The following is a 24,301-nucleotide window of genomic DNA, read 5'->3' as shown; positions in this document are numbered from 1 at the left end:
AGAAGGAAGTTATTTTCATGCGTGTAGAAGATTTTGATTTTGAATTACCAGAGGAGCTTATTGCCCAAACACCATTAGTTGATCGTACAGCAAGTAGATTAATGGTCGTGACACCGGGCTCAAATAAAGTGGAGCACCACCATTTTGCCCATGTATTAGACGAGCTACATGCTGGAGACTGTCTTGTACTAAATGATACAAGAGTTTTACCTGCTCGTTTAATGGGTGTAAAAGAAGAAACAGGTGCACATATAGAAGTATTGCTACTGAAGCAAATGGCTGGTACAGATGAGTGGGAAACACTTGTAAAACCAGCAAAGCGTGTAAAAGTAGGAACAGTCATCACATTTGGTGACGGTTTATTAACAGCTACATGTACAGGTGAGCTTGAACATGGCGGACGTACATTTGAATTTCAGTATGATGGTATTTTTTATGAAATATTAGAGCAACTTGGTGAAATGCCATTACCTCCCTATATTCGTGAAAAACTAGAGGATAAAGATCGTTATCAAACCGTTTATGCCAAAGAGCGTGGTTCTGCTGCAGCGCCTACAGCTGGGCTGCATTTTACAGAGGAGCTATTAGCTCAAGTGAAGGCTAAAGGAGTAGAGGTTGTCTTTATTACGCTACATGTCGGTCTTGGCACTTTCCGTCCCGTTAGTGTAGACTCGATTGAGAACCATGAAATGCATGCGGAATTCTATAGTGTTACAGAACAAGCAGCAGATACAATTAATCGCGTAAAGCGTAACGGTGGCAAGGTAATAGCTGTTGGGACAACCTCTACTCGTACATTAGAGACAATTGGTTCTAAATATGAGGGAGAAGTGCGAGCAGAACAAGGTTGGACGTCTATTTTCATCTATCCAGGCTACAATTTTACGGTGGTGGATGGGTTAATCACAAACTTCCATTTACCAAAATCAACACTAGTCATGCTTGTTAGTACGCTAGCCACTCGTGAGACCATTTTAAGTGCTTATCAGCAAGCTGTAGGAGAAAGATATCGCTTCTTTAGTTTTGGTGATGCTATGTTTATACGTCCCAAAAAATAATAGTGGATAAAATCGGAGTACTGTTTTTACTTCAGATAAGAAAGGATTATTTATTTTATGACACAACCAGCAATTCGATATGAACTACTTCATACATGTAAACAAACAGGAGCACGTCTTGGCATCGTCCATACACCACACGGCTCCTTTGAAACACCAGCATTTATGCCTGTTGGCACACAAGCAACGGTGAAGACCATGTCACCAGAAGAATTAAAAGAGATGAATGCCGGTATTATTCTGTCCAATACGTACCATTTATGGCTTCGTCCAGGTAATGATATTGTCAAAGAAGCAGGCGGACTTCATAAATTTATGAACTGGGATCGTCCAATTTTAACGGATTCAGGTGGTTTCCAAGTATTTTCACTTAGTCAATTCCGGAAAATTGAGGAGGAAGGAGTTCATTTCCGTAATCACCTCAATGGAGATAAATTATTTTTGAGCCCAGAAAAGGCAATGGAAATTCAAAATGATTTAGGCTCTGATATAATGATGGCCTTTGATGAATGTCCACCATATCCTGCGACACATGACTATATGCTGAAATCAGTTGATCGAACAACTCGTTGGGCAAAACGCTGTAAGGAAGCACATCAGCGTCCAGAGGAGCAAGGTTTATTTGGCATTATTCAAGGTGGAGAGTACGAAGATTTACGCCGCCGCTCAGCAGAAGCGTTAGTAGAACTAGATTTCCCAGGCTATGCAATTGGTGGATTATCCGTTGGAGAACCGAAAGATGTGATGAACCGTGTTTTAGAATTTACTACGCCAATGATGCCTGAAAATAAACCTCGTTATTTAATGGGTGTTGGCTCACCAGATTCTTTAATTGATGGGGCAATTCGTGGGATCGATATGTTTGACTGTGTACTGCCAACACGTATTGCACGTAATGGAACACTGATGACATCAGAAGGACGTCTAGTAGTGAAAAATGCAAAATATGCACGTGACTTTGGGCCGATTGATCCGAACTGTGACTGCTATACATGTAAAAATTATTCTCGTGCCTATGTTCGTCACCTTATTCGCACGGAAGAAACGTTCGGTATTCGTTTAACATCCTATCATAATCTACACTTCCTATTAAAATTGATGGAGCAAGTACGTGAGGCAATTCGTCAAGATCGCCTTGGTGATTTCCGTGAAGAGTTCTTTGAAAAATACGGCTTTAATGGGCCAGATGCAAAAAACTTTTAAACTAGACGAATAGGATCATTCATGCGCTAAATTAAAAAAAGGACATTAGGCATCCCCTAATGTCCATAATCAATAGCAATAGTTTTGCAAATCATTCAAAACTTTGTAAAAAGTGAATATTTCTAGCAAAATATTGTCAATCATAGAAAAAATATTAGTAATTGAGAAAATTTTTGGGCTTGTCCATCGCTTTTTAATGGTGGAATAGTCTATACTAAAAAAGTGAGATTTGGAAAGGGGGCAAGATGCTATTATGGATCAATTATTAGGATTAGCACCAATATTATTAATGTTCGTTGCAATGTGGTTTATCTTAATCCGTCCAGCTAAAAAAAGACAGCAGGAAACACAAAATATGCAAAGTAGTTTGCAACGTGGAGATAAAGTCATTACGATTGGTGGTTTACACGGTGTTATTGATGCAATTGAAGACACAGCAGTGACATTAAAAATTGCTGACAATGTACGAGTGAAATTTGACCGTCAAGCAATTGGACGAATTGTCAATGACAATCAGTAACAAAGAAGAAAAGGCTTACAATAGGCGATAGCTATATTGTAAGTCTTTTTTATACAATATTAGAAGGCAGTGTTTAGATGTTTTTTGCAGTTGTAGTTTTTAATTTATGAATGAATGCCTCACCAGTATCATTGCCATTAATCGTTATTCGGCTTAACGTAAATAGGGAATCGCCTTTTTTCACATGTTTATTTTGTATGACAAAGGCCATCTTAAAGCCAGCTTCCTTGGCTAATTTGATGGTGGAGGGTGAGTAAATCCCATAAGGATAGCTTATTGCTATTGGTTCATATCCTAACTTTTCTTTGATTATTTTTCTTGAATGAATAAAATCATTTCTTACTCTTTCTTCATATTCAACCTGACTCTCTAGTTGCCCATTTACAATACTAGGACCAAATACTGCGCCATTTAGTTTACCATTTTTTGAAGGTAATTTATAATGTAAGTCCCAAGTATGACTCTGGATTGTAATATAATCCTTCATTTCCTTTAATTGATCCCAACTCATCTTTGCTGTTTCATTTGGATGGTAATTGTTTCCATCCATCTCTAAGATTCGGCTTGCAATCACAAAGATTTCTGCATGCATATCATATTTTTTCAATATCGGGTAAGCTTTTTCATAATTACTAAAATACCCATCGTCAAAAGTAATTAACACGGGCTTTTGAGGTAACGGCGCTTGGTCGTTTAAGTAATCATATAATTGCTGAGCAGAAATGGCCTGATAGCCTTCCATTTTAAGTAATTTCATTTGATTTTCGAAGCTTTTGGGTGAAATAACAGTAGTATTGTTTATATTGTCCTCTAAATGATGGTACATAAGAATAGGTATTTCCTGTTCCTGATACCCGTAAATAGGATAAGGTCTAATAAGAAAAAGGATATAAACAAAAACGAAAACGATTATTTTTTTTGTCATGTCCTCACCTTGTTTGCATGTTTATTGTGATAAGCATCTAAGCTCTATGTTAGTGTGTACGAACAAGTAGGGACTATTCCTTGAAAACTGTATAAAAAACAATAAGTAAGGTCACCTTGATAGTATGGGGGTGTTTATATGGAAGAATATTACCATATTATTTTTAGAACTTGCTTTTTGTATGTGTTTATCATCATCGTTTTCCGTTTAATGGGTAAACGAGAAGTAGGTGAATTATCAGTCATCGATTTGGTCGTATTTGTATTAATTGCAGAAGTAGCGGCCTTTGCGCTAGACGATTATAAAAATCCTCTCTTTAATGCCATACTACCTATTATTATTTTGCTCTTTATTCAAATATTAAGTGCCTTTTTGTCATTAAAGTTCAAAAAAATACGTGACCTAGTGGATGGTGACCCTGCTTTATTAGTAAAAGACGGTGTTATTTTAGAGAGTGAGATGAGAAAACACCGCTATAATTTAGATGATTTATGTCAGCAATTACGAGAAAACGGAATTGCATCTGTGACAGATGTAGCCTTTGCGTATTTAGAGCCTTCAGGCAATCTTTCTGTCTATAAAAAAGATGAAAAAGCCTTTGTGTATCCATTGATTATCGACGGTGATATCCAAGAGAGACATTTATTTACCATGCATAAAGATGTGGATTGGCTAATGGGTGAGCTAGCAAAAAATAATATTACTGACAGTGAAACGGTATTTTTTTGTATTTGGGAAGACAATAAGCTGCATATCCAATTAAAGGAATCCTAAACTTTTTTCGCCAATTTTTTAATGTAACGGAAATCTGTAATACGCAACTGATTGGTAAATAATAAAAAGGTAAATAGCAAAAATAATGTCACACCACTACTTAAAATAAATGGTAGTGATAGTATTGGAATAAGGAAATACTGGGCGACGCAAACAGCAATAAAACAACTATAAGGCACGACAAACATTCTAAAGCCAGCACGCAGGTTTTTACGTTGTCTAACTGTTGCTATATGCAAGAATGACGTTAGTAATACCCCAAAGCCAATAGCTACAACGGCTCCTTTTTCTTGGATACCTGGTTGAGAGGCAAGTACAAACATCACGAAAAGTTTACCTAGCCCACCATAGATGGAGTTCATCATGGCAGCTCTTGCCTCACCAATTGCCTGTAAGATGGAGTGTAGAGGACTTTGAATATAATAAAAATAAAAAATAGGTGCTAAAATTTTAACGTACCCACGATTTTCTTCTAAATGGAAAAGCTTCATCGCTAATTCATCTCCATGCACAAAGAAATACGTAGCAGCAAAGCACCCCACTAGCGAAGACAATCTAAGGGACACCGAAATTCGTTCCTGTAATAGCGGGGTGTGCTGACGAGCGACGGCATCACTAACAGCTGGAATGAGCACAATCGATAAGGCTGTTGATACAAACGCAGGAAATAACAGTAGTGGCACCAAAACACCGGAGATGACACCATATAAAATAGTGGCAGCAGAAGCGGTTAAACCGGCCACAGTTAAAGCCTTTAAAAAGATAATCGGCTCTAAAAACCAAGTGAAAGAACCAAAAAGCTTACTGCCTGCAGAGGGAAGGGCAATACGCAACATTGGTGATGCAGGATACCCTTCAATTTTAGTTTTTCGTGTCAATAATTTCTTTTTGGAAACGATATAGTGTAGCCATAAATACAAGAATGCTACAACTTCGGCTAGCAGTGTAATGCCCATTGCCGCCGCAGCCGTGACAGCAGCATTATTGTAATTAGCCACATAGGGTAGCATTAAAGTAATGAAGCTAATACGTACAATTTGTTCGATCATTTGTGCCCATGCTGTCGGTGTAATCTTTGCAACACCTTGTAAATAGGCACGTAATAAGCCAGATCCAACTGATACTGGTACAGCAAAGAGTGCAATCCATAATGTAAATGTTGTCTGTTCATTATGTAATAGAGTTGTTGAAATATATGGTATTGTTAGTGCAACGAGTGGCATAAAAATGATCATGCCAATGAATGACCAAAGAATGGCTGTACGCATGACACCAAAGATGTTCTCACGTTTATTTTTTGCTAGTAATTCAGCCACTATTTTAGCCACAGCGATAGGTAGTCCTAGTTGAATGAGTGAGATGAAGAAAATAAACGCTGGATAGACGGTCATATAAATACCGACAGCCTCTTCACCAGCAATCCGCATAAATTGCATTCTATAAAAGAAGCCAAAAAGTTTAGATAAAAAAATCACAAACATTAAAAATAATGTACCTCGTACAAAAGAACTCATGCCATCCGTCCCTTCTCAAGCCGCAAAAATTCATTTACACTATTTGTATGCAAGCATGTCTTACGTTACGACTTTGATTGGAGATGATTCAAAATGAGTATGCAATATGAGCAACTATTTGAAAAGATTCGTCCGGCAATTGATAGTAAGATAGCAGAGTTCCAGCATTATCAATATAATGCTATTACAGCCGAAGAACTCTGGCGCTACTGTATTGAAAAAAAATGGCGTAAAAAGAAAGTTGAGCAACTACGTTTACATGAAGTCATTTCTACCATTTTTTCGGTATCACCATCTGATATCGTCTCATTTAATCAAGTAGAGTTTTTACAAAGTAATAATTGGTTTGAAGAAGTCAATACAGACGAGTTACAATTACTGCTTGGTCCAGTCAGAACGTAATCAATGATGTGTCAAATTTTACAATAATTCTAAGAATCCTATACGTGTTGAATTGACACCAAGCGCAACCTGTTTCATAATAAGTGTGTTGCGCTTTTTTTATTTTGAATAAGTTCTTACTTACATAAGTCTTCATTGCTTTTATTGACATTTAGAAGGCTAGTACCTAATAATACTAAGATAAACTTGCGCGTTATGAACGATTGAAATAAGTATAGCAACCTTTTTGAAGCACAGGTAACACGATTCTAGATGAAAAGGAGGATTAAACGTTTCAAAAGGTATTGCTAGTTACTTGTTTGGCGTGTAAGGACAGCCCTTACACCAATTCGAGGAGGATTTATTGATGAAACTAAAAAGTCGTATAGTTGCATTCCTACTGATTATCGTGCTATTGGCAGCAGGTATTAGTACGACTGTAAACGGCGTCTTAAAGGACATCAAGCTTGGTCTTGACTTACAAGGCGGGTTTGAAGTGCTTTACGAGGTAAATGAATTAAAAGAAGGACAAAAAATTACACCAGAAATTGTCACAGCAACATCCACTGCACTTGGTGAACGTGTAAATACGATGGGGGTTAGTGAACCGAGTATTCAGGTTGAGGACAAAAATCGTATTCGTGTGCAATTAGCTGGTGTTGAGGATCAGGAATCGGCACGTAAGTTATTGTCTACTTCTGCGAATTTAACATTCCGTGATGTTGATGATAATTTATTATTAGATGGAGACGATTTGAAAGCTAACGGTGCTAAAGGCTCTTTTGACCAACAAAATCGTCCGATTGTATCCTTAACTTTAAAAGATGCGAAAAAATTTGCTGATATAACAAGTAAAATTGCAGCAAAACCCGCAGGTCAAAATTTACTGGTTGTATGGTTAGACTTTGAAGAGGGTGTCGATTCCTATAAAGCGGAATCACAAAAAGCAAAGCCTCGCTATGCATCTGCAGCAACAGTTAGTCAAACATTAAATACAACAGATGTTATGATTAGCGGTAATTTCTCTGTTGAAGAAACAAAAAATTTAGCAGATATTTTAAATGCTGGGGCATTGCCTGTAAAGCTAGATGAAATTTATTCAACTTCTGTTGGTGCTCAATTTGGTGATGCAGCACTGAAAAGTACGATTTTTGCTGGTATTGTCGGCGTAGTAGTTATTTTCTTATTTATGCTATTCTACTATCGTTTACCAGGCTTTATTTCCATCATTACACTGGTTGTGTTTACATTCCTAGTATTAGTGGTCTTTGACTGGATTAATGCGGTATTAACACTCCCAGGTATTGCGGCAATTGTCCTGGGTATAGGGATGGCAGTAGATGCCAATATTTTAGCGGCAGAACGTATACGTGAAGAGCTACGAGTGGGTTATTCCGCTAAACAAGCCTTCCAAATTGGTTCTAAACAATCTTTATCAGCCATTGTCGATGCGCAGTTGACAACTTTATTAGCTGCAGCAGTATTGTTCCAATGGGGAACAAGCTCTGTTAAAGGATTTGCTACAACATTAATTATTAGTATTTTATTGAGCTTCTTAACAGCAGTTTGGGGCTCACGTGTCCTATTAGGACTACTTGTAAACAGTGGCTATTTCAACAGTCCTGCATGGTTTGGTATTGCAAAATCTAAACAGCATAGTCTAGATGAAAATATTGGTACATTAGATTTATCAACGAAATTCGATCGATTTGACTTTGTTCACAACCGTAAGAAATTCTATACGTTCTCATTAGCCATTCTAGTGGCTGGTTTAGTGGTTCTTGGCATCTTCCGCCTTAACCTAGGTATCGATTTCTCAAGCGGTACTCGTGTCCAAATTGAATCGAATCAAACATTAACAAAAGAAGAAGTGTCCAAATATCTAGATAGCATTGATTTTTCATCAGAAGATATCATACTCTCTGGTGAGAAAAGTAATACAGCAGTCATTCGCTATAAAGATGACCTTACACAAGCAGAAATTTTAGAATTTAAAAAAGAAGCTGGCGAAAAATATGGTCATGAACCAGCTGTAAGTACTGTATCGCCTACAGTTGGTAAGGAACTTGTAAAAAATGCGATTAAGGCTTTATCTCTTGCAGCAATAGGGATTATCATTTATGTAGCAGTTCGTTTTGAATGGCGCATGGGTATTGGTGCAATTGTTTCATTATTGCATGATGTATTCTTAATTGTTGCCGTCTTTAGCTTCATGCGTTTAGAAGTAGATATTACGTTTATTGCGGCTGTATTAACAATTGTTGGGTATTCCATCAATGATACGATTGTTACCTTTGACCGTATGCGGGAAAACTTAGATCGTTATGATACAATTAATGACCGTGAAGTATTGGCGAATATCGTGAATAAATCGCTACGCCAAACAATGGGTCGTTCGGTTAATACAGTATTAACTGTAATTATCGTTGTTGTAGCCCTATTAATTTTTGGTGCACCATCTATTCAAAACTTCTCTATCGCGTTATTGATTGGTTTGATTACAGGTATGTATTCTTCAATCTGTATCGCAGCTCAAATCTGGTACTCATTAAAAATTCGTGAAATGAAAAAATCAGATGGGAAGCTACGTAAAAAAGAGAAGAAACAATGGGGTACAGACGAGCCTACTGTATAATATAATGAGCAGAGAATGGAAAACATATGGTTTTCTAATCTCTGCTTTTTTCATGCAAAAAAACTGCTGCCTTTTATAAAAAGCAGCAGATTTTTCATATAGTATTTACAATTTAAATTGCTGGATTAAGCCTTGTAGCTGTTGCGCATTTTCACTTAATTCTTCTGCGACAGTATTTACCTGCTGCATGGTCGCAACTTGCTCGTCAACAGATTCTGCAATCATATGAGAATTCGTTGCTGATTCGTTAGAAACATTGGCAATTTCCGTGACAGAAGCTGCAACCTGCTCTGCACTAGCAGAGATTTCTTCAGATGTGGCAGAAATTTCTTCAATTTGCTCTGTGAATGCAGCAACAGCAGAGGTGATGGAGTAGAAAGCATCTCCAGCCTCATGAATTTTGGCTACACCATCCTTTACAGAAGCTAAACCATTATTTACTGATGCTGCAACATTTTGTGTATCTGTTAGAATTTCTTTTGTAATAGCAACGATTTGATTGGCAGATTGATTCGATTCCTCAGCAAGTTTTCGTACCTCATCCGCTACGACTGCAAAGCCTTTTCCATGTTCTCCTGCTCTTGCTGCTTCAATAGCTGCATTTAGTGCCAGTAAATTTGTTTGTTCTGAAATTGCTGTAATCACTGTTGTAATTTGCCCAATTTCTTCTGATTGCTTACTTAGTTTTTGCGTTAATGTTGCAATATCAGAAGTTGCTAGTGCGATCATATTCATCTGTTCTTTTGCTGTTGCAATCGTTGCACCACCTGTATGGGCAAGCTGAGTCAGATTTTCTGCATTGTGATGAAGACTTTGAGTCGCCTCCGCAATGCGTTGGACACCTGATGCAGTTTCATCCATTGCCACAGCACTTTGCTGAGAGGCACTAGCAGAAGAAGTGATATGTGTTACATTATTTTGAATTCGTTGAGCAATATTATCGGAAGTTGCAGTTACTTCTTCAGTGCTAGCAGAAAGCTCTTCTGAAACAGCCGATAAATGGGATGCACTATCTTGAATGTTAGTCATTAAACCAGCTAGATTTCGTTTTAATGTATTGACTGCATTGGCAAGTGTACCGATCTCATCTTTTGATTGATGGTCAAGCTCAGCAATTGTTAAATCACCTTGTGCTAATGTATCTGCTGCTCCAATAACCTTGCGTAGGGGCAGGATAATGGAGGCTTTGACCATATGCATAAAATATAATCCAATAATAATACTTGCAAGGAGAAGGCTAATAGCAATGATAATAGCGCGTGAAACGGTTTGATTAACAGATTGGTCAACATTTTGAAGCTGTTCATCGTGATAAGCTAATAATTCAGTTGTTAACTTAAAAATGTCCTTATTGTATTTTGTAACATCATTATTGATGATTGAGAGTGCTAGATCCGTGTTGCCACTATTAAACGCTTGTAAAGCTTTCTGTGAATTTGACAGTAACTCTTTTTGCAATTCCGTGATTTGCTGCATAATATTTTTTGTATAATCTGATCGAACAATAGTAGAAAGTTCATGAACTGTTTCAGGTAACAACTTTTCATAGCGCTCTAAATTGGCCTTAGCTGTTTCGTCCTTCTTATTTAAAATATAGGAGCGTAAAAATAAACCTTGAGAAGCAAGTTGTTGTTGGATTTTATCTGTTAATTGGATTTGCACCATCCGATGCTTTAATACTTCTTCTAAATCATTCTGAGTTGTTTTAAATTGAATAAATGATACGATGCTTGAGATAAAAAGTAAACATGTTAAGGAAATGAATCCTATATTTAATTTTTTGCGAACGGACATAAACTTCCTACTTTCTTTTATTATATGGAAAAAATTGATGTTCTGAAATTACTATAACTTGATATATTTACATGGTCAATAGTCAAGGAATTTTCAATCGTAGGAAATCTTATTCTCCAATAAGTTTTTATAGAAGGATAATATACCTACTTTTGATTCCTCTGATAAAATAGGAATTTCAACTTTTTTCGTCAGAATTGATTGACAATAGTATTGAATTGGCATAGAATTAAGGCTAACTTTTTGTTCGGTCAAGGTAGAAGATCTCGGGAGCGAGGTCAGCCACAGAACAGATGAGCTGAGTTTAGATGAGAATAGCTGAGAAATTGTTGAATAAGAGTAGTAGCCTAAGTGTGTAATAAAGAGAGTCAGTGGCTGGTGTAAACTGATTTACAGCTTATGTGAATGGACTTATGAGAGTCGCTTATAAAAAAGCGAACGTGATTCCCCACGTTATAGGGGTGCTTTCATGGTATGGTTTACCATAGCCATGATGTAAAGCACAAAAGTGAGAGCATATGCTCTAATATGAGGTGGCAACGCGGTCATAATCGTCCTCTGCAATTAGGAATAATCCTTTTTGCAGAGGGCTTTTTTATTTTCATTCAGCATTCGTCTAGACATTAGCTAAAGGAATCTTTGAAAAAGGAGCAAAATAGCTATGCAAATAACGAGTTCAAGAACAAAAATGAAAACGATCAATGGCGATTCTTTAACACCTATTTTGATTTTTAGGCGTTTACAGGGAAAACATAAATTTTTATTGGAAAGTTCTGCCCAACACGAAGGAGCTGGAAGATTTTCCTTCATTGGTGCTAATCCACGAAAAACATATAAAGGTGTGGGCCAAGAAATCCAAGAGGTTTCCTATAAAACAGGAAAAACATACGTGCATCAAGGGGAACTTTTTGTTCTTCTTAAACGCCTCATGCCACGTATTTCCAATACGACGCAATTTCCATTTTCAGGTGGTGCCGTTGGATATATAGGCTTTGGCGGTACAACGATGTTCGTAGATAAAAAAATAGAACTGCCTGATGCTTATTTTCATGTCTATGAAACGATTATTGTCTTCGATCATCAAACAGATGAAGTGACATTAATTCATACAAATATAGATGCAGAAAAGCAGGAACCTGATTTGGAAGAATTGGCTCAACAAATAGTAAACGGGCATATCAGTGACGAAGCATCTTATCGTTATCAACCGCTTGATACTACAACAAACGAATCATTTGCAACGGTTTTACAGACAATGCAAGCCAACCTACATGATGACATAACAAGGGTAGTTTTGCCGAACCGCCATGTAGTCAATTTTCAAGGTGATACGTTGGCTTTGTATCGACAGCTACGTAAAAAAAAGCCTGCAGCCTATATGTATTATATTGAATTTGAGGATCATGTTGTGTTAGGTACTTCTCCTGAAAGTCTAATCCGAGTAAAAGGTGAAAGCGTTATTGCGACTCCTACAGAGGGAACATATCCGCGAGGGGAAACAAAAAATGAAGAACTAGAAAATGAACGTAAATTATACAACCATGAAAGCATTAGGCAATCACATGCACTTCTTGTTAGGGCTATTCAGCAAGAATTACAGTCGGTTTGTTTCCGAGATTCTGTTCAGGTCATGGAGGCTATGCGTATCCAGCGGTCCAAAAAGGCACTGCACATGACGACTAGGGTAGAAGGAAAGCTTTTACCAATGCTTCATGCCCTGGATGTTTTAGCAGCAACCATATCCCCGCTTTCAGCAACGGAGCTTCCGCATGCAGCTGGTTATTTTGGTGCTCTCGGCTTTATTGGATTTAATGGCCATTTGGATTTTGCCTTAACAGGTCAATCTATTGTAGTTAAACAGGATACCATGCATTTGCAAGCAACAATAACTGTTACCAAATATACAAATGTGCAAAACGTTTTACATCAAGTGCAAGAGGAAGAACAGGCATTTTTACAGTTACTGGTGAGCAATGGGGGGCAAAACTAATGGAACGATTACAAGGGAAAGTACTGCAGGGAACACATCTCATGTACGAAGAAATGCTACAGGCAGCGCAATGGTTATTTCGGGATGATACTCCTAAAGAAGAAATAGCAAGCTTTTTAACAGCTTTAGCTGCGAAGGGAGAAACTGCACATGAAGTAGCCGCATTAGCAACTATTATGCGATCTTTTGCTCTTGATATAGCCGTAAAAGAAGGTAGCTATATGGATAATTGCGGTACAGGTGGAGATGGTCTTCATACTTTTAATATCAGTACAGCTTCTGCTTTCGTGTTAGCTGGGGCAGGTGTCAAAATTGCCAAGCATGGGAACCGTAAAATTTCTTCCTCCTCTGGTAGCTCAGATGTGCTAGAGGCACTAGGTATTCATACAGCTATTTCCATCCCACAAACAGCCCATTTGCTCGAGCGAGAGGGAATCGCTTTTATTTATGCACCGAATGTTCATCCGAAATTAAAGAGAATTGGTGAAGTTCGCCGTTCATTAGGAAAACCGACAATCTTTAATCTTGTTGGTCCTTTAACAAATCCGGTCCCATTATCCACACAATTTACAGGCATTAATCGACCGAATTTTGTCATGGAATATGCCTCAGTCTTACAAATGCTTGGACGTGAGCGGGCCATTGTCGTCTCAGGACCACAAGGCTTAGACGAGGCTTCATTAGCAGGTCAAAATACATTGGTTTTAGTAGATAAAGGAGATCTAATTCCCTTTTCCCTAAATGCAGAAGATGTCGGTCTTCAAATGGCCCCTTTAGAGGCCATCCGTGGTGGCAATGCAGATGAAAATGCGGTGATTATGCAAAAAATATTGGCTGGGGAACGGAGTCCTTATTTAGATACAGTACTATTAAATGCTGGCATCGGCTTATTTGGCTATGGTCAAGCGGAAACCATCAAAGAGGGTGTAGCCATGGCAAAGGAAAGTATTTTTAGCGGGAGAGCACAACAAAAATTAGAGGCGGTTGTAACATATAGCATGCAAATTAAAGAAGTGGAGGTAGGGTAATGAATATACTCAATAAAATATTACTGCAAAAAAAGATTGAGGTAGGTGCTTTATTAGAGCAGCCAGATCCTTTAGCAAACTTTACAGAAACGCCACGTCGCTCGTTCATTGAATCATTGTGTCAAGCTCATACACTGCAAATCATCGCGGAAATGAAGCGTGCTTCCCCTTCAAAAGGGTTAATAGCTGGCGGAGCAGACCCAGTTGCTCAAGCAAAAGTCTATGCACTAGCAGGAGCAGCAGCTATTTCGGTCTTAACAGACAAGGAATTTTTTAAAGGCTCCTTTGAAGATTTAGCAGCAGTTGCTGCTGCTGTAGATACCCCACTTCTTTGTAAGGATTTTATGATTGATCGAGTGCAGATTCGATTTGCCAAGGCGGCAGGTGCATCCATTATTTTATTAATTGTGGCAGCCTTAACAGACGATGCCTTACGTGATTTATATAGCTATGCAACGGGCTTAGGCCTAGAGGTTTTAGTGGAAGTACACGATTGTGAAGAGCTTGAACGCGCTCTTGCGGTAGATGCAAAGTTAATTGGCGTTAATAATCGTGATTTACGTACCTTTGAAGTAAGCCTAGAGCGTACCAGAGAAATTGCTAATGTGTTTCCATTTGATGAGAATCGAGTATTAATTAGTGAGAGCGGTATATGGACGCAGGACGATGCGAAGCTAGTAGCATCGATGGGGGCTAGTGGTGTCCTGGTAGGTGAAGCTTTAATGAGGAGTGGAGATGCGGGGCAAGCACTACGAGATTTGCAAGTAAGTAAAGAGGGGGCATCGGTATGACAAAGGTCAAAATTTGTGGTCTACAGGAGCAAGAACATGTCAAAACAGCTGTTCATGCTGGTGCAGATGCTATAGGGTTTGTTTTTGCACCGAGTAAACGCCGTGTATCCATTGAGCAAGCCCAACAGTTAGCGAAGCATGTACCACAAGGTGTTTTAAAAATAGGTGTCTTTGTGAATCCAACGTCAGCCGAATTAAAGGAAGCAGTAGAGCGAGTGCCCTTAGATTATGTGCAATATCATGGGGAGGAAACGCCAGCATTTATTCAGGAGCAAGGTTATCCCGCCATAAAGGCATTATCGATACGAGAAAAAGAGGATGTTCAAGCGGCTGCCGACTATCAGGTAGATTATTATTTATTTGACGCGCCTGGTACAGAGTTTAAAGGCGGGAGTGGTCACACTTTTGATTGGACACTCCTTGAGCAAGTAGGGATTCCCAAAGAAAAATTACTATTAGCGGGTGGTCTCAATGTAGACAATATTGAAGCGGCTATTACGGATGTAGGGCCTTTTATGGTGGATGTTTCAAGTGGTGTAGAAACAGATGGAAGCAAGGATTCTACCAAAATACAAGCTTTTTTACAGGCAGTAAAGAGGGGGAGCAGATGATGGGAATATCAATAGCAAATAGTGTACCGACAAAAGAAGGGCGTTTTGGACAATTTGGTGGTCGGTTTGTGCCAGAAACATTAATGACAGCCTTGCTTGAATTAGAAGCTGCTTATGAGCAAGCATTACTAGACCCTGCATTTACAGAGGAGCTGTCCTATTATTTAGAAGACTATGTTGGCCGCGAAACACCGCTCTATTACGCAGAAAATTTAACGAAGGCGCTAGATGGAGCAAAGATTTATTTAAAGCGTGAAGATTTAAACCATACAGGTGCACATAAAATTAATAATGCGATTGGGCAAGCACTTCTAGCCAAACGCATGGGTAAAAAGAAAATCGTTGCTGAAACAGGAGCTGGGCAGCATGGTGTGGCAACAGCTACTGCATGTGCATTATTAAATCTAGAATGTGTTGTATTTATGGGAGCAGAAGATATAAAACGTCAGCAGTTAAATGTCTTTCGTATGGAGTTGCTTGGCACAAAGGTTCAATCGGTGGAAAGTGGTTCTAAAACATTAAAGGATGCTGTGAACGCTGCCCTACGTTACTGGGTGACAAATGTTGAGGATACCCACTATATTTTAGGCTCTGCCTTAGGTCCTCACCCATTCCCAAAAATTGTTCGGGACTTTCAGCGTGTCATTGGAGTAGAAACAAGAAGGCAAATCGTGCAAAAAGAGGGGCGTTTACCTGATGCAGTTGTTGCCTGTATTGGAGGTGGCAGTAACGCAATCGGTATGTTTCACCCATTCGTTGATGATGAATCAGTTGCCTTATACGGTGTTGAAGCAGCAGGAAGTGGTCTTGAAACTGGGAAGCATGCTGCGGCCATCGCAGGTGGACAATTAGGTGTATTACATGGCGCCTATATGTATTTATTACAGGATGAAAACGGCTTTGTCCAAGAAGCACATTCTATTTCAGCTGGGTTAGATTATCCAGGGAAAGGACCAGAGCATTGTTATTTACATGATATTGGTCGAGCTCAATTTGACTCCATCACAGATGCTGAAGCACTGGAGGCACTACAATTATTAAGCCGAACAGAAGGGATACTGCCTGCACTTGAAAGTTCTCATGCTATTGCTTATACGGCAAAACTTGCAAAGACCATGGCAAAAGATCAGATCATTGTTGTGTGCTTATCTGGTCGAGGAGATAAAGATGTTCACACAGTTCGAGCAGCACTAGGAGGGGATGTAAAATGACAACTTTACAGCAAGCGATCGATTTGGCAAAAGCTGAAGGTCATAAAGCTTTCATACCTTATATCATGGCAGGTGACGGAGGGCTAGAGACCATTAAGCCAACTATTTTAAAACTGCAGCAATTAGAGGTAACAGCTATTGAAGTAGGGATTCCTTTTACAGATCCTGTTGCCGATGGTCCAACAATCGAACGAGCAGGAGAACGTGCACTCAAATCTGGTGTGACATTAAGAAAAGTGTTGCAAACACTCGCGTCATTTAGAGATGAAATAACAGTGCCTCTCGTAGTCATGACTTATTTCAATCCAGTATTAGCATATGGCTTAAAGTCTTTTGCGCAAGCCTGTGTAGCTGGAGGAGTTAAGGGATTAATTGTACCAGATGTCCCATTGGAAGAGAGCGAGTTGTTACGTGATGCATTAAATCCATATGGCATTGATGTGGTACAGCTTATCTCATTGACAAGCCCTCCAGAGCGTATAGCACGCATCACAGCAGCTAGTCAGGGTTTTGTTTATGCAGTGACCGTTAATGGGATCACAGGAGCAAGATCGCGTTTTGCCGATAATTTAGAACAGCATTTTGCAAGCTTACGTCAAGCAAGTCCAATCCCTGTGCTTGCAGGCTTTGGTATTTCAACACCAGAGCAAGTGAAAAAGATGGGGGCTTTGGGAGATGGTGTAATTGTCGGTAGTGCCATTGTGACGGCATTGCATCAAGGAGATTTGGCAACGGTGGAAGCATTAGTAGCCGCCTCGAAAGGTATGTTAGAAAAGTCTACTCTTTAGAAGAGTAGGCTTTTTTGATGATGAAAGAAATGGAAAAGTGACGAATAGAAATTAAAAATCGATGGATAAAACTATCAATCTAACGGATAGTGCGCAACCTATAGAAATTCGGTATAATAGCTTTCGTAAGGAAGTGAGCAGATGATTCTATCGAAAAAAAGATGGCAGGTGGAGCGTCCTGACGCAACACTTGTACAAGCATTACAAAATGACTTACAACTTTCTGCGATTGCAGCAAAAATTTTAGCAGCACGAGGCTGCGAAACAACGGCTGAGGCAGAAAGCTTATTAAATATGACTGAGGCAAATATCCATGACCCATTTCTTATGCATGGTATGGCTGAAGCGGTAGCACGAATTGAACAAGCACTAGAAAATGGTGAGAAAATTTTAGTGTATGGTGATTATGATGCGGATGGTGTGACAAGCACAACCGTTATGTTACATGTTTTACTAGATCTTGGAGCAGACGTCTCCTTTAAAATTCCGAATCGTTTTATCCATGGCTATGGTCCGCATGAAGCCCTATTTCGGGAGGCCTATGAAGATGGTGTACAGTTAATCATTACAGTGGATAATGGTATATCTGGTATTGAGCCTATTCGAGTAGCAAAGGAGCTTGGTATGGATGTCATTGTGACAGATCACCATGAGCCAGGTGAGGAGCTACCACCAGCAGATATTATTCTTCATCCCCGAATACCAGAAGGGCAATATCCATTTGGCGAGCTAGCAGGAGTAGGGGTAGCCTTTAAGCTGGCACATGCTCTTTATGGTGAACTACCAAGCCATCTAATAGAATTTGTGGCGATTGGCACTGTAGCAGATTTGGTTCCGTTGGTGGATGAAAATCGCTATCTCGTGAAGAGGGGCATACAAGAAATGCGTCGTTCCCTTAGTCCATGGGTACAAGCGATGTGTGACATAGCCAGTACAGAGCAGACGAAAATTACAGAAGAAACGATTGGCTTTTATTTTGGTCCACGATTGAATGCTGTTGGTCGTCTAGGTGAAGCAGCTCCTGGTGTTGAATTATTAATGGCGGAGGATAATGCTAAAGCAACCGCATTGGCAAAAAAGCTAAATGCCTGCAATACCGAGCGCAAAGATATTGTGAAAAGTATTACAGATGAAGCCATCGCACTGATTGAAGCAGATGAAAAAATCGGCAATTCCTTAGTTCTTGTTGTTGCTGGCGAGGGCTGGAACGCAGGTGTTGTAGGAATTGTAGCCTCACGTCTCGTTGAACTGTATTACCGTCCAACGATTGTGCTGTCACTCGATCCCGAAAAGGGCATAGCAAAAGGTTCTGCTCGAAGTATTGAAGGTTTTCATCTATATAATGAACTAGCTAAAAATCGAGATATTTTACCGCATTTTGGTGGACATCCTATGGCTGCAGGTATGACCTTATCATTAGAGCATGTAGATGAACTGCGTACTCGCTTAGATGCTCAGGCAAGAGCTTGTTTGACAGAGGAGCAATTAACACCTGTAGTGCATATTGATATACCGCTCAGCATAGACGAAATTTCAGCGGATGCTATTGAGGAAATTTCAACACTAGGACCATTTGGCACAGATTTCCCTAAGCCTGTGTATGTGCTGGAGGATGTAGAAATCACCTCCATGCGTAAAATTGGAGCGGGCGAGAATCATATTAAAATGGAAATAACAAACGGCTATGATAAATTGGATAGTGTTGGTTTTAACAAAGGGCATTTACATGATGAATTAACGTATGGCATCAAAGTTTCCTTTATAGGCGATTTGCAAATTAACGAATGGCAGGGACGTAAAAAAGCCCAATTTATGATCGAGGATGTCCAAACTACAGAATGGCAGTTATTTGATATTCGTGGTATCCGTCAAACAGCTCGATGGCTGAATACGGTACCGAAGGACGTGGCCCGGTTTATCGCCTTTCGTCCAGAAACGATGACCTATTATCAATCATTAATCGGTGCACCTATTACACTGGTTGACCCAGCCCTTTCAAATATTGAACAAAGTGATTACATCGTGCTCTTAGACTTGCCACACAATGTTCAAAAGCTAGAGGACGTTTTACAGAAGACAGCCCCTTCACGTATTTATGCTCATTTTTATATGCCTGACTCGCAATACTTCAGTGGTCTACCTACTCGTGAGCAATTTGCTTGGTATTATAAGTTCTTGAAAAATCGACCAGCCTTTCCGCTTGATATGCATATCGCAGATTTAGCGAAGCATACGGGGTGGCCATTAGATACACTAAAATTTATGACACAGGTGTTTTTTGAGCTTGATTTTGTTAAAATGGAGAGTGGACTGACGACTGTCAACGTGAATGCTCCAAAACAAGCACTAACAGAGGCACCGTCTTACAAACAACGTTCAGAACAGATTGAAATGGAGCAAAAGCTTGTCTATGCTCCTTATATAGAATTAAAACAATGGTTTGATGAACGTTTAACATCAGCGGACGAATAACGTTTCGTAGGAGGAGCAATAACATGGATTTAAAGCAATACGTTACAACGGTTGAAAATTGGCCGAAAGAGGGCATTACCTTCAGAGATATTACAACAATTATGGATAATGGTCCTGCATACAAATATGCAACAGACCAAATCGTAGAATATGCAAAAGAAGTGGGCGCTGAAATTATTGTTGGCCCTGAGGCACGTGGTTTTATTATCGGTTGTCCAGTTGCCTATGCACTTGAAATCGGCTTTGCCCCTGTTCGTAAACCTGGTAAATTACCACGTGAGGTAATTAGTGCAGACTACGGTCTTGAATATGGTAAAGATACGTTAACAATGCATCATGATGCAATTAAGCCTGGTCAAAAAGTTTTAATCTGTGATGATTTACTAGCGACTGGTGGTACAGTTGAAGCAACGGTTCGTTTAGTAGAACAATTAGGTGGTCAGGTAGTAGGCTGTGCATTCCTGATTGAACTTCTAGAATTAAATGGTCGCGAAAAGCTTGGCGATTTAAATATTAAAACACTTATTCAATATTAAGAGCATGGCAAAAAGCGCCCTATACTGTGGGCGCTTTTTTTATACTTCGTCATAGGCTTGAATAATTTTTTGCATTGTTCGCAAGGTATCGTAGAAATCTGCGTATTTTTCGGTTCCAATATCCTCGATAATTCTATCTTGAATGCCTTGCCAAATAGGTGCTGCTTCATGCAGCTTTTCTAAACCTTTTTCAGTGAGCTTTATTTTTTTGGTACGAGCATCATTGATATCTCGCTTTAACTCAACATAGCCATGTTGCTTTAATAGATTAATATTACGTGTTATAGTGGTTTGATCCAGTTGTAAAATTTCACCTAAACGGCTGATTGAGACAGCTTGTTGAAGGTCGATATGTGCAAGCATTGAATATTGTGTAACTTTTAAACCTGTAGGCTGTAGCAGCTTATCATATAATTGTGTGACAACCCTTGTTTTTTTTCTAAGGTTTGCACAAACACAAATTTGTGTATAATCAATATTTTTAAGTTGATTCTTCATCGACAGTACTCCTTTAAGGGGATTCTACTAATTATAAGTATACACCCAATAACTAGAAATTACTTCTTGACAGCTTTATGAACGATTACTATGATTATACATGTATATACATATAAATGAAATAAGCAGACTTAAACATGTATATACATGTTTTGTAGTCTATCAAAGAAAAGAAGGTGTTGAGGTGAAGCGTGTTCATTATAGTTGGTTTATTTTAATCGTCACATTTTTCTCGATAATTGTCGCAGGAATTACAATGTCATCATCTGGCGTGTTTATCGACCCTCTTGAAAAAGAATTTCACTGGGATCGTTCAACCATTGCTTTAGCCTTTGCTGTAAGTTTGTTTTTATATGGCATATCTGGACCATTTATGGCTGCATTACTTGAAGTCATTGGCTTAAAGAAAATGATGCTAGGTGCTATGGCAACTTTAGTATTAGGAATGACTTTAACATTTTTGATGAGTGAATCCTGGCAGCTAATCGTTATTTGGGGGGGCATTATTGGTCTTGGAGCAAGTCTTTTTTTAACTGTCCTTAGCCCATATGTTGCGAATCATTGGTTTGTAAAACGCAGAGGATTAGCGGTTGGTATTTTAACGGCAAGTACAGCCACGGGCCAGTTAATTTTATTACCAGTTCTAGCTATCATTATTGAACACTATTCTTGGCGATGGGCTATCACATTAATGCTACTCCTTAGTATCATAATGTTTTTCATGATTGCGCTTTTTATAAAAAATAGACCTCAGGATATGGGGTTAACTCCTTATGGACAAGAGGAGGCTATAGAGGAACAACAAATACAGCAAAAGAAGAATCCAATAGCTATGGCTTTTAAAGGTTTATTTGAGGCAATTAAGATTAAAGCATTTTGGCTCTTAGCAGGTAGCTTTTTTATTTGTGGGCTATCGACAAGCGGATTAATTGGTACTCATTTTGTTTCTTATTGTATTAGCTTTGGCGTTCCTTTAGTCACTGCCGCATCATTCCTTTCTTTTATGGGCATTTTTAATTTATTAGGCACAACTGCGTCAGGCTGGTTGTCTGATCGCTTCGATAATCGGTGGTTATTGTTTTGGTATTACCTGTTAAGAGGCGCATCTCTATTATTGCTCCCTTATGCACTTGCACAAGGATCATTTGTTTTATTAACGATTTTCACGATCTTTTACGGACTAGATTGGATTGCTACAGTGCCACCAACCATCAGTATTACACGACAAATTTTTGGTATGCAAAAAAGCAGTATTATCTATGGGTGGATATTTGCTTCCCATCAAGCAGGAGCGGCGGTTGCAGCGTATGGTGGAGGGTTAATTTATAAATTTTTTAACTCTTATACATGGGCTTTTTTTCTTGCAGGAATGTTTTGTGCAATGGCCAGTTTATTCGTCATCATTGTTAAAAAACAAACACCTCAGCAAGCATAAACAAAAAAGTTGAACCTCAGTAAGATGAGGTTCAACTTTTTTAATAAAGAATCTTTTGACATAACGCAAACAAAAGTTTATAATATAAACAAATATAATAAAAGGTGATGCTATGAATGAAAGAGAACAGGCGGTGCTTGCTTTAATTCGCCAGAATCCGTTTATGTCTCAGCAAGAAATGGCAGATGCAATGAATCTGTCGCGTCCTGTGCTTGCTAATTTAGTGTCTAGTTTAACGAAGCAAGGAAAAATTGTAGGTCGTGCTTATATATTACCCGAAGAAAATGAAATTATTTGCATCGGTGGCGCTAATTTAGACCGCAAATTCCATGTCAAGGGCAATGTTCAATTTGGAACATCTAACCCTGCCAGTTCTTCCTTTAGTGTAGGTGGCGTTGGTCGAAATATTGCTGAAAACTTAGGCAGATTAAACCACCAAGTGACGTTACTGACAACGGCAGGTAAGGATGCTGATTGGCAAGTGATCCAAGAGGCTTCGGAATCCTTTATGAATCTACGTTATGTAGAGCAGCTTGCAGAGGCTTCCACAGGTTCTTATACTGCCATCATGGATGAACAGGGTGAGCTAGCACTAGCTGTAGCAAATATGGAAGTTTACGACCTTCTGTTACCGAGCTTGTTGAAAAAACATGAAACAATGCTTGTAAACGCAGGCTGTTTTATTTTGGATTTAAACTGTCCAAAAGAAACAGTGGCGTATATCCAGCAAGTAGCCCTTGCTCGTGATATTCCACTTGTCATTGTGCCAGTATCTTCGCCAAAAATGAATCGACTACCTGAAACATTACAAGGCGTAACTTGGTTTATTTGTAACACAGATGAAGCGGAAACGATTGTTGGACATAAAATTGAAAACGCTACCCATTATGAAAAAGCTTTACAACAGCTCCTACAATTAGGTGCGGAGCATGTCATTATCACGGCTGGTAGCAAGGGCGTTTATGCAGCATCTACAACGATTGCCCCTTGTCATGTTGCCGCTAAAGTGATTGACAAAATTGAAGATGTGACAGGAGCAGGAGATGCCTTTGTCAGCGCTGTTATTCACAGTTGGCTGACTGGACAATCTTTTGAGACATGTATTGATGCTGGATTAACCAATGCAAAAAATACATTGGCATCTCCTTATACAGTAAGACCTGAATTATCAGTAGATTTGTTGAAAAATGAAATGGAGGAATAACAACATGAAAGAATTCATCGTATTATCAGAAGAAGTAAAAGCAGGACAAGCAAAAGGTCTACCAATCGTTGCGTTAGAATCAACAATTATTTCACACGGTATGCCATACCCACAAAACGTGCAAACTGCGCGTGAAGTTGAGCAAATTATTCGCGATAATGGTGCAGTCCCAGCAACAATTGCATTAATTGATGGAAAAATTAAAATTGGTCTATCAGATGAAGAACTAGAAATGTTCGGTAATGCTCAAGGTGTTGCAAAAGCTTCACGTCGTGACTTAGGCTACTTACTAGCAACGAAAAAATTAGGTGCTACAACAGTTGCAGCGACAATGATCTGTGCAGAGCTTGCAGGTATTGAAATCTTTGTTACAGGTGGTATTGGTGGTGTACACCGTGGTGCGGAAACAACAATGGATGTCTCTGCTGATTTAGAAGAATTAGCACAAACAAATGTTGCCGTTATCTGTGCGGGTGCAAAATCTATTTTAGACATCGGTCTTACATTAGAATATCTTGAAACAAAAGGTGTGCCAGTGGTTGGTTATGGTACGAATGAATTACCAGCATTCTACACACGTCAAAGTGGATTCGATGTAAACTTCCAATTAGATACGCCAGAAGAAATTGCAGCAATGCTATCTGCGAAATGGCAATTAGGCTTAAAAGGTGGCGCTGTCATCGCAAATCCAATTCCTGAGTCTGAAGCATTAGAGCATGCATTTATTACAAACATTATTGAAAAAGCTTTAGTTGAAGCTGAAGAGAATGGCATTCAAGGTAAAAATGTTACACCATTCTTACTTGGCAAAGTTAAAGAATTAACAGAAGGTAAAAGTCTTGATGCCAACATTGCATTAGTGAAAAACAATGCAGTAGTCGGCGCGAAAATTGCTGTAGCTTACAATCAATTACATTAATCAATTTGTCGAAA

At 39.0% G+C, this 24,301-nt stretch carries 21 protein-coding genes and 1 other annotated feature; of the genes, 17 read left to right on the top strand and 4 right to left on the bottom strand.

The features are described from left to right. Positions 1 to 17 precede the first annotated feature (17 nt). The 3 genes from queA to yajC all read left to right on the top strand — a co-directional run bounded on the left by queA (position 18) and on the right by yajC (position 2,781). Positions 18 to 1,058, top strand: coding sequence for a tRNA preQ1(34) S-adenosylmethionine ribosyltransferase-isomerase QueA (gene queA, locus AC1RFD_RS10805; RefSeq protein WP_054550032.1), 1,041 nt, complete (start codon positions 18 to 20; stop codon positions 1,056 to 1,058). 57 nt (positions 1,059 to 1,115) lie between these two features. After that, positions 1,116 to 2,261: a tRNA guanosine(34) transglycosylase Tgt gene (tgt, locus tag AC1RFD_RS10800; RefSeq protein ID WP_016991901.1), complete on the top strand. Its 1,146-nt coding sequence runs from the start codon at positions 1,116 to 1,118 to the stop codon at positions 2,259 to 2,261. 253 nt (positions 2,262 to 2,514) lie between these two features. Beyond that, positions 2,515 to 2,781: a preprotein translocase subunit YajC gene (yajC, locus tag AC1RFD_RS10795; protein ID WP_004226696.1), complete on the top strand. Its 267-nt coding sequence runs from the start codon at positions 2,515 to 2,517 to the stop codon at positions 2,779 to 2,781. A 73-nt stretch (positions 2,782 to 2,854) separates the two neighbouring features. Here the strand turns inward: yajC and AC1RFD_RS10790 are convergent, their stop codons facing one another. Further along, positions 2,855 to 3,706 carry a polysaccharide deacetylase family protein gene (locus tag AC1RFD_RS10790; protein WP_492474895.1) on the bottom strand — a complete coding sequence of 284 codons (852 nt, stop codon included), beginning with the start codon at positions 3,704 to 3,706 and terminating at the stop codon, positions 2,855 to 2,857. Between the two features lie 138 nt (positions 3,707 to 3,844). On the opposite strand from AC1RFD_RS10790, the gene AC1RFD_RS10785 reads away from it, so the two are divergent. Beyond that, complete coding sequence (locus tag AC1RFD_RS10785) at positions 3,845 to 4,480, top strand: DUF421 domain-containing protein (protein WP_066036504.1); 636 nt, start codon at positions 3,845 to 3,847, stop codon at positions 4,478 to 4,480. On the opposite strand, the gene AC1RFD_RS10780 is transcribed toward AC1RFD_RS10785, so the two are convergent. Continuing rightward, positions 4,477 to 5,994, bottom strand: coding sequence for a putative polysaccharide biosynthesis protein (locus AC1RFD_RS10780; protein WP_048395180.1), 1,518 nt, complete (start codon positions 5,992 to 5,994; stop codon positions 4,477 to 4,479). The genes AC1RFD_RS10785 and AC1RFD_RS10780 overlap by 4 nt on opposite strands. 93 nt (positions 5,995 to 6,087) lie before the next feature. Here AC1RFD_RS10780 and AC1RFD_RS10775 point away from each other — a divergent pair, with 93 nt between their 5' ends. Both AC1RFD_RS10775 and secDF read left to right on the top strand, forming a co-directional pair. After that, positions 6,088 to 6,396 carry a post-transcriptional regulator gene (locus AC1RFD_RS10775; protein WP_004226703.1) on the top strand — a complete coding sequence of 103 codons (309 nt, stop codon included), beginning with the start codon at positions 6,088 to 6,090 and terminating at the stop codon, positions 6,394 to 6,396. A 346-nt stretch (positions 6,397 to 6,742) separates the two neighbouring features. Then, positions 6,743 to 9,010 carry a protein translocase subunit SecDF gene (secDF, locus tag AC1RFD_RS10770; RefSeq protein WP_054550034.1) on the top strand — a complete coding sequence of 756 codons (2,268 nt, stop codon included), beginning with the start codon at positions 6,743 to 6,745 and terminating at the stop codon, positions 9,008 to 9,010. A gap of 105 nt (positions 9,011 to 9,115) precedes the next feature. On the opposite strand, the gene AC1RFD_RS10765 is transcribed toward secDF, so the two are convergent. Then, positions 9,116 to 10,804, bottom strand: a complete 1,689-nt coding sequence (locus AC1RFD_RS10765; protein ID WP_492474894.1) for a methyl-accepting chemotaxis protein — start codon at positions 10,802 to 10,804, stop codon at positions 9,116 to 9,118. A gap of 320 nt (positions 10,805 to 11,124) precedes the next feature. Beyond that, positions 11,125 to 11,366 (top strand) — a binding site (T-box leader). Positions 11,367 to 11,465: 99 nt separating this feature from the next. Between AC1RFD_RS10765 and AC1RFD_RS10760 the strand changes: the two genes are divergently transcribed. The 8 genes from AC1RFD_RS10760 (at position 11,466) to AC1RFD_RS10725 (ending at position 20,231) form a co-directional block, all read left to right on the top strand. Next, on the top strand, positions 11,466 to 12,794 hold the full coding sequence (locus AC1RFD_RS10760; protein WP_492474893.1) for a chorismate-binding protein: 1,329 nt from the start codon (positions 11,466 to 11,468) through the stop codon (positions 12,792 to 12,794). Further along, complete coding sequence (trpD, locus tag AC1RFD_RS10755) at positions 12,794 to 13,822, top strand: anthranilate phosphoribosyltransferase (RefSeq protein WP_054550037.1); 1,029 nt, start codon at positions 12,794 to 12,796, stop codon at positions 13,820 to 13,822. Before AC1RFD_RS10760 ends, trpD begins: the two co-directional genes overlap by 1 nt. After that, positions 13,822 to 14,613 (top strand): indole-3-glycerol phosphate synthase TrpC, encoded by a 792-nt coding sequence (trpC, locus tag AC1RFD_RS10750; RefSeq protein ID WP_281216111.1) that lies wholly within the window; start codon positions 13,822 to 13,824, stop codon positions 14,611 to 14,613. Before trpD ends, trpC begins: the two co-directional genes overlap by 1 nt. After that, the gene (locus AC1RFD_RS10745; RefSeq protein WP_048392106.1) at positions 14,610 to 15,224 is read left to right on the top strand and encodes a phosphoribosylanthranilate isomerase; all 615 of its coding nucleotides are present in this window, start codon (positions 14,610 to 14,612) and stop codon (positions 15,222 to 15,224) included. The genes trpC and AC1RFD_RS10745 overlap by 4 nt, the downstream gene beginning before the upstream one ends. Then, the gene (trpB, locus tag AC1RFD_RS10740) at positions 15,224 to 16,435 is read left to right on the top strand and encodes a tryptophan synthase subunit beta (RefSeq protein ID WP_004226717.1); all 1,212 of its coding nucleotides are present in this window, start codon (positions 15,224 to 15,226) and stop codon (positions 16,433 to 16,435) included. Before AC1RFD_RS10745 ends, trpB begins: the two co-directional genes overlap by 1 nt. Then, a complete protein-coding gene (gene trpA / locus AC1RFD_RS10735) occupies positions 16,432 to 17,223 on the top strand; it encodes a tryptophan synthase subunit alpha (protein WP_326140743.1) in 792 nt (263 codons plus the stop codon). Before trpB ends, trpA begins: the two co-directional genes overlap by 4 nt. Positions 17,224 to 17,364: 141 nt before the next feature. After that, positions 17,365 to 19,695 carry a single-stranded-DNA-specific exonuclease RecJ gene (gene recJ, locus AC1RFD_RS10730; protein ID WP_492474892.1) on the top strand — a complete coding sequence of 777 codons (2,331 nt, stop codon included), beginning with the start codon at positions 17,365 to 17,367 and terminating at the stop codon, positions 19,693 to 19,695. A gap of 23 nt (positions 19,696 to 19,718) precedes the next feature. Further along, positions 19,719 to 20,231 carry an adenine phosphoribosyltransferase gene (locus AC1RFD_RS10725; RefSeq protein ID WP_004226730.1) on the top strand — a complete coding sequence of 171 codons (513 nt, stop codon included), beginning with the start codon at positions 19,719 to 19,721 and terminating at the stop codon, positions 20,229 to 20,231. A 39-nt stretch (positions 20,232 to 20,270) separates the two neighbouring features. Here AC1RFD_RS10725 and AC1RFD_RS10720 read toward each other — a convergent pair whose 3' ends face one another. After that, complete coding sequence (locus AC1RFD_RS10720; RefSeq protein ID WP_492474891.1) at positions 20,271 to 20,729, bottom strand: MarR family winged helix-turn-helix transcriptional regulator; 459 nt, start codon at positions 20,727 to 20,729, stop codon at positions 20,271 to 20,273. Positions 20,730 to 20,913: 184 nt separating this feature from the next. Here AC1RFD_RS10720 and AC1RFD_RS10715 point away from each other — a divergent pair, with 184 nt between their 5' ends. The 3 genes from AC1RFD_RS10715 to AC1RFD_RS10705 all read left to right on the top strand — a co-directional run bounded on the left by AC1RFD_RS10715 (position 20,914) and on the right by AC1RFD_RS10705 (position 24,287). Next, the gene (locus AC1RFD_RS10715; protein ID WP_257960621.1) at positions 20,914 to 22,164 is read left to right on the top strand and encodes an MFS transporter; all 1,251 of its coding nucleotides are present in this window, start codon (positions 20,914 to 20,916) and stop codon (positions 22,162 to 22,164) included. Between the two features lie 112 nt (positions 22,165 to 22,276). Beyond that, positions 22,277 to 23,368, top strand: a complete 1,092-nt coding sequence (locus tag AC1RFD_RS10710) for a carbohydrate kinase (RefSeq protein WP_009373750.1) — start codon at positions 22,277 to 22,279, stop codon at positions 23,366 to 23,368. 4 nt (positions 23,369 to 23,372) lie between these two features. Next, a complete protein-coding gene (locus tag AC1RFD_RS10705; protein ID WP_048392113.1) occupies positions 23,373 to 24,287 on the top strand; it encodes a pseudouridine-5'-phosphate glycosidase in 915 nt (304 codons plus the stop codon). Positions 24,288 to 24,301 lie beyond the last annotated feature (14 nt).

It is taken from the genome of Lysinibacillus sp. GW823-FHT02G10 (assembly GCF_058797135.1).
The sequence above is the reverse complement of the archived record's forward strand: the minus strand, read 5'-3'. Positions and strand labels throughout refer to the sequence as shown.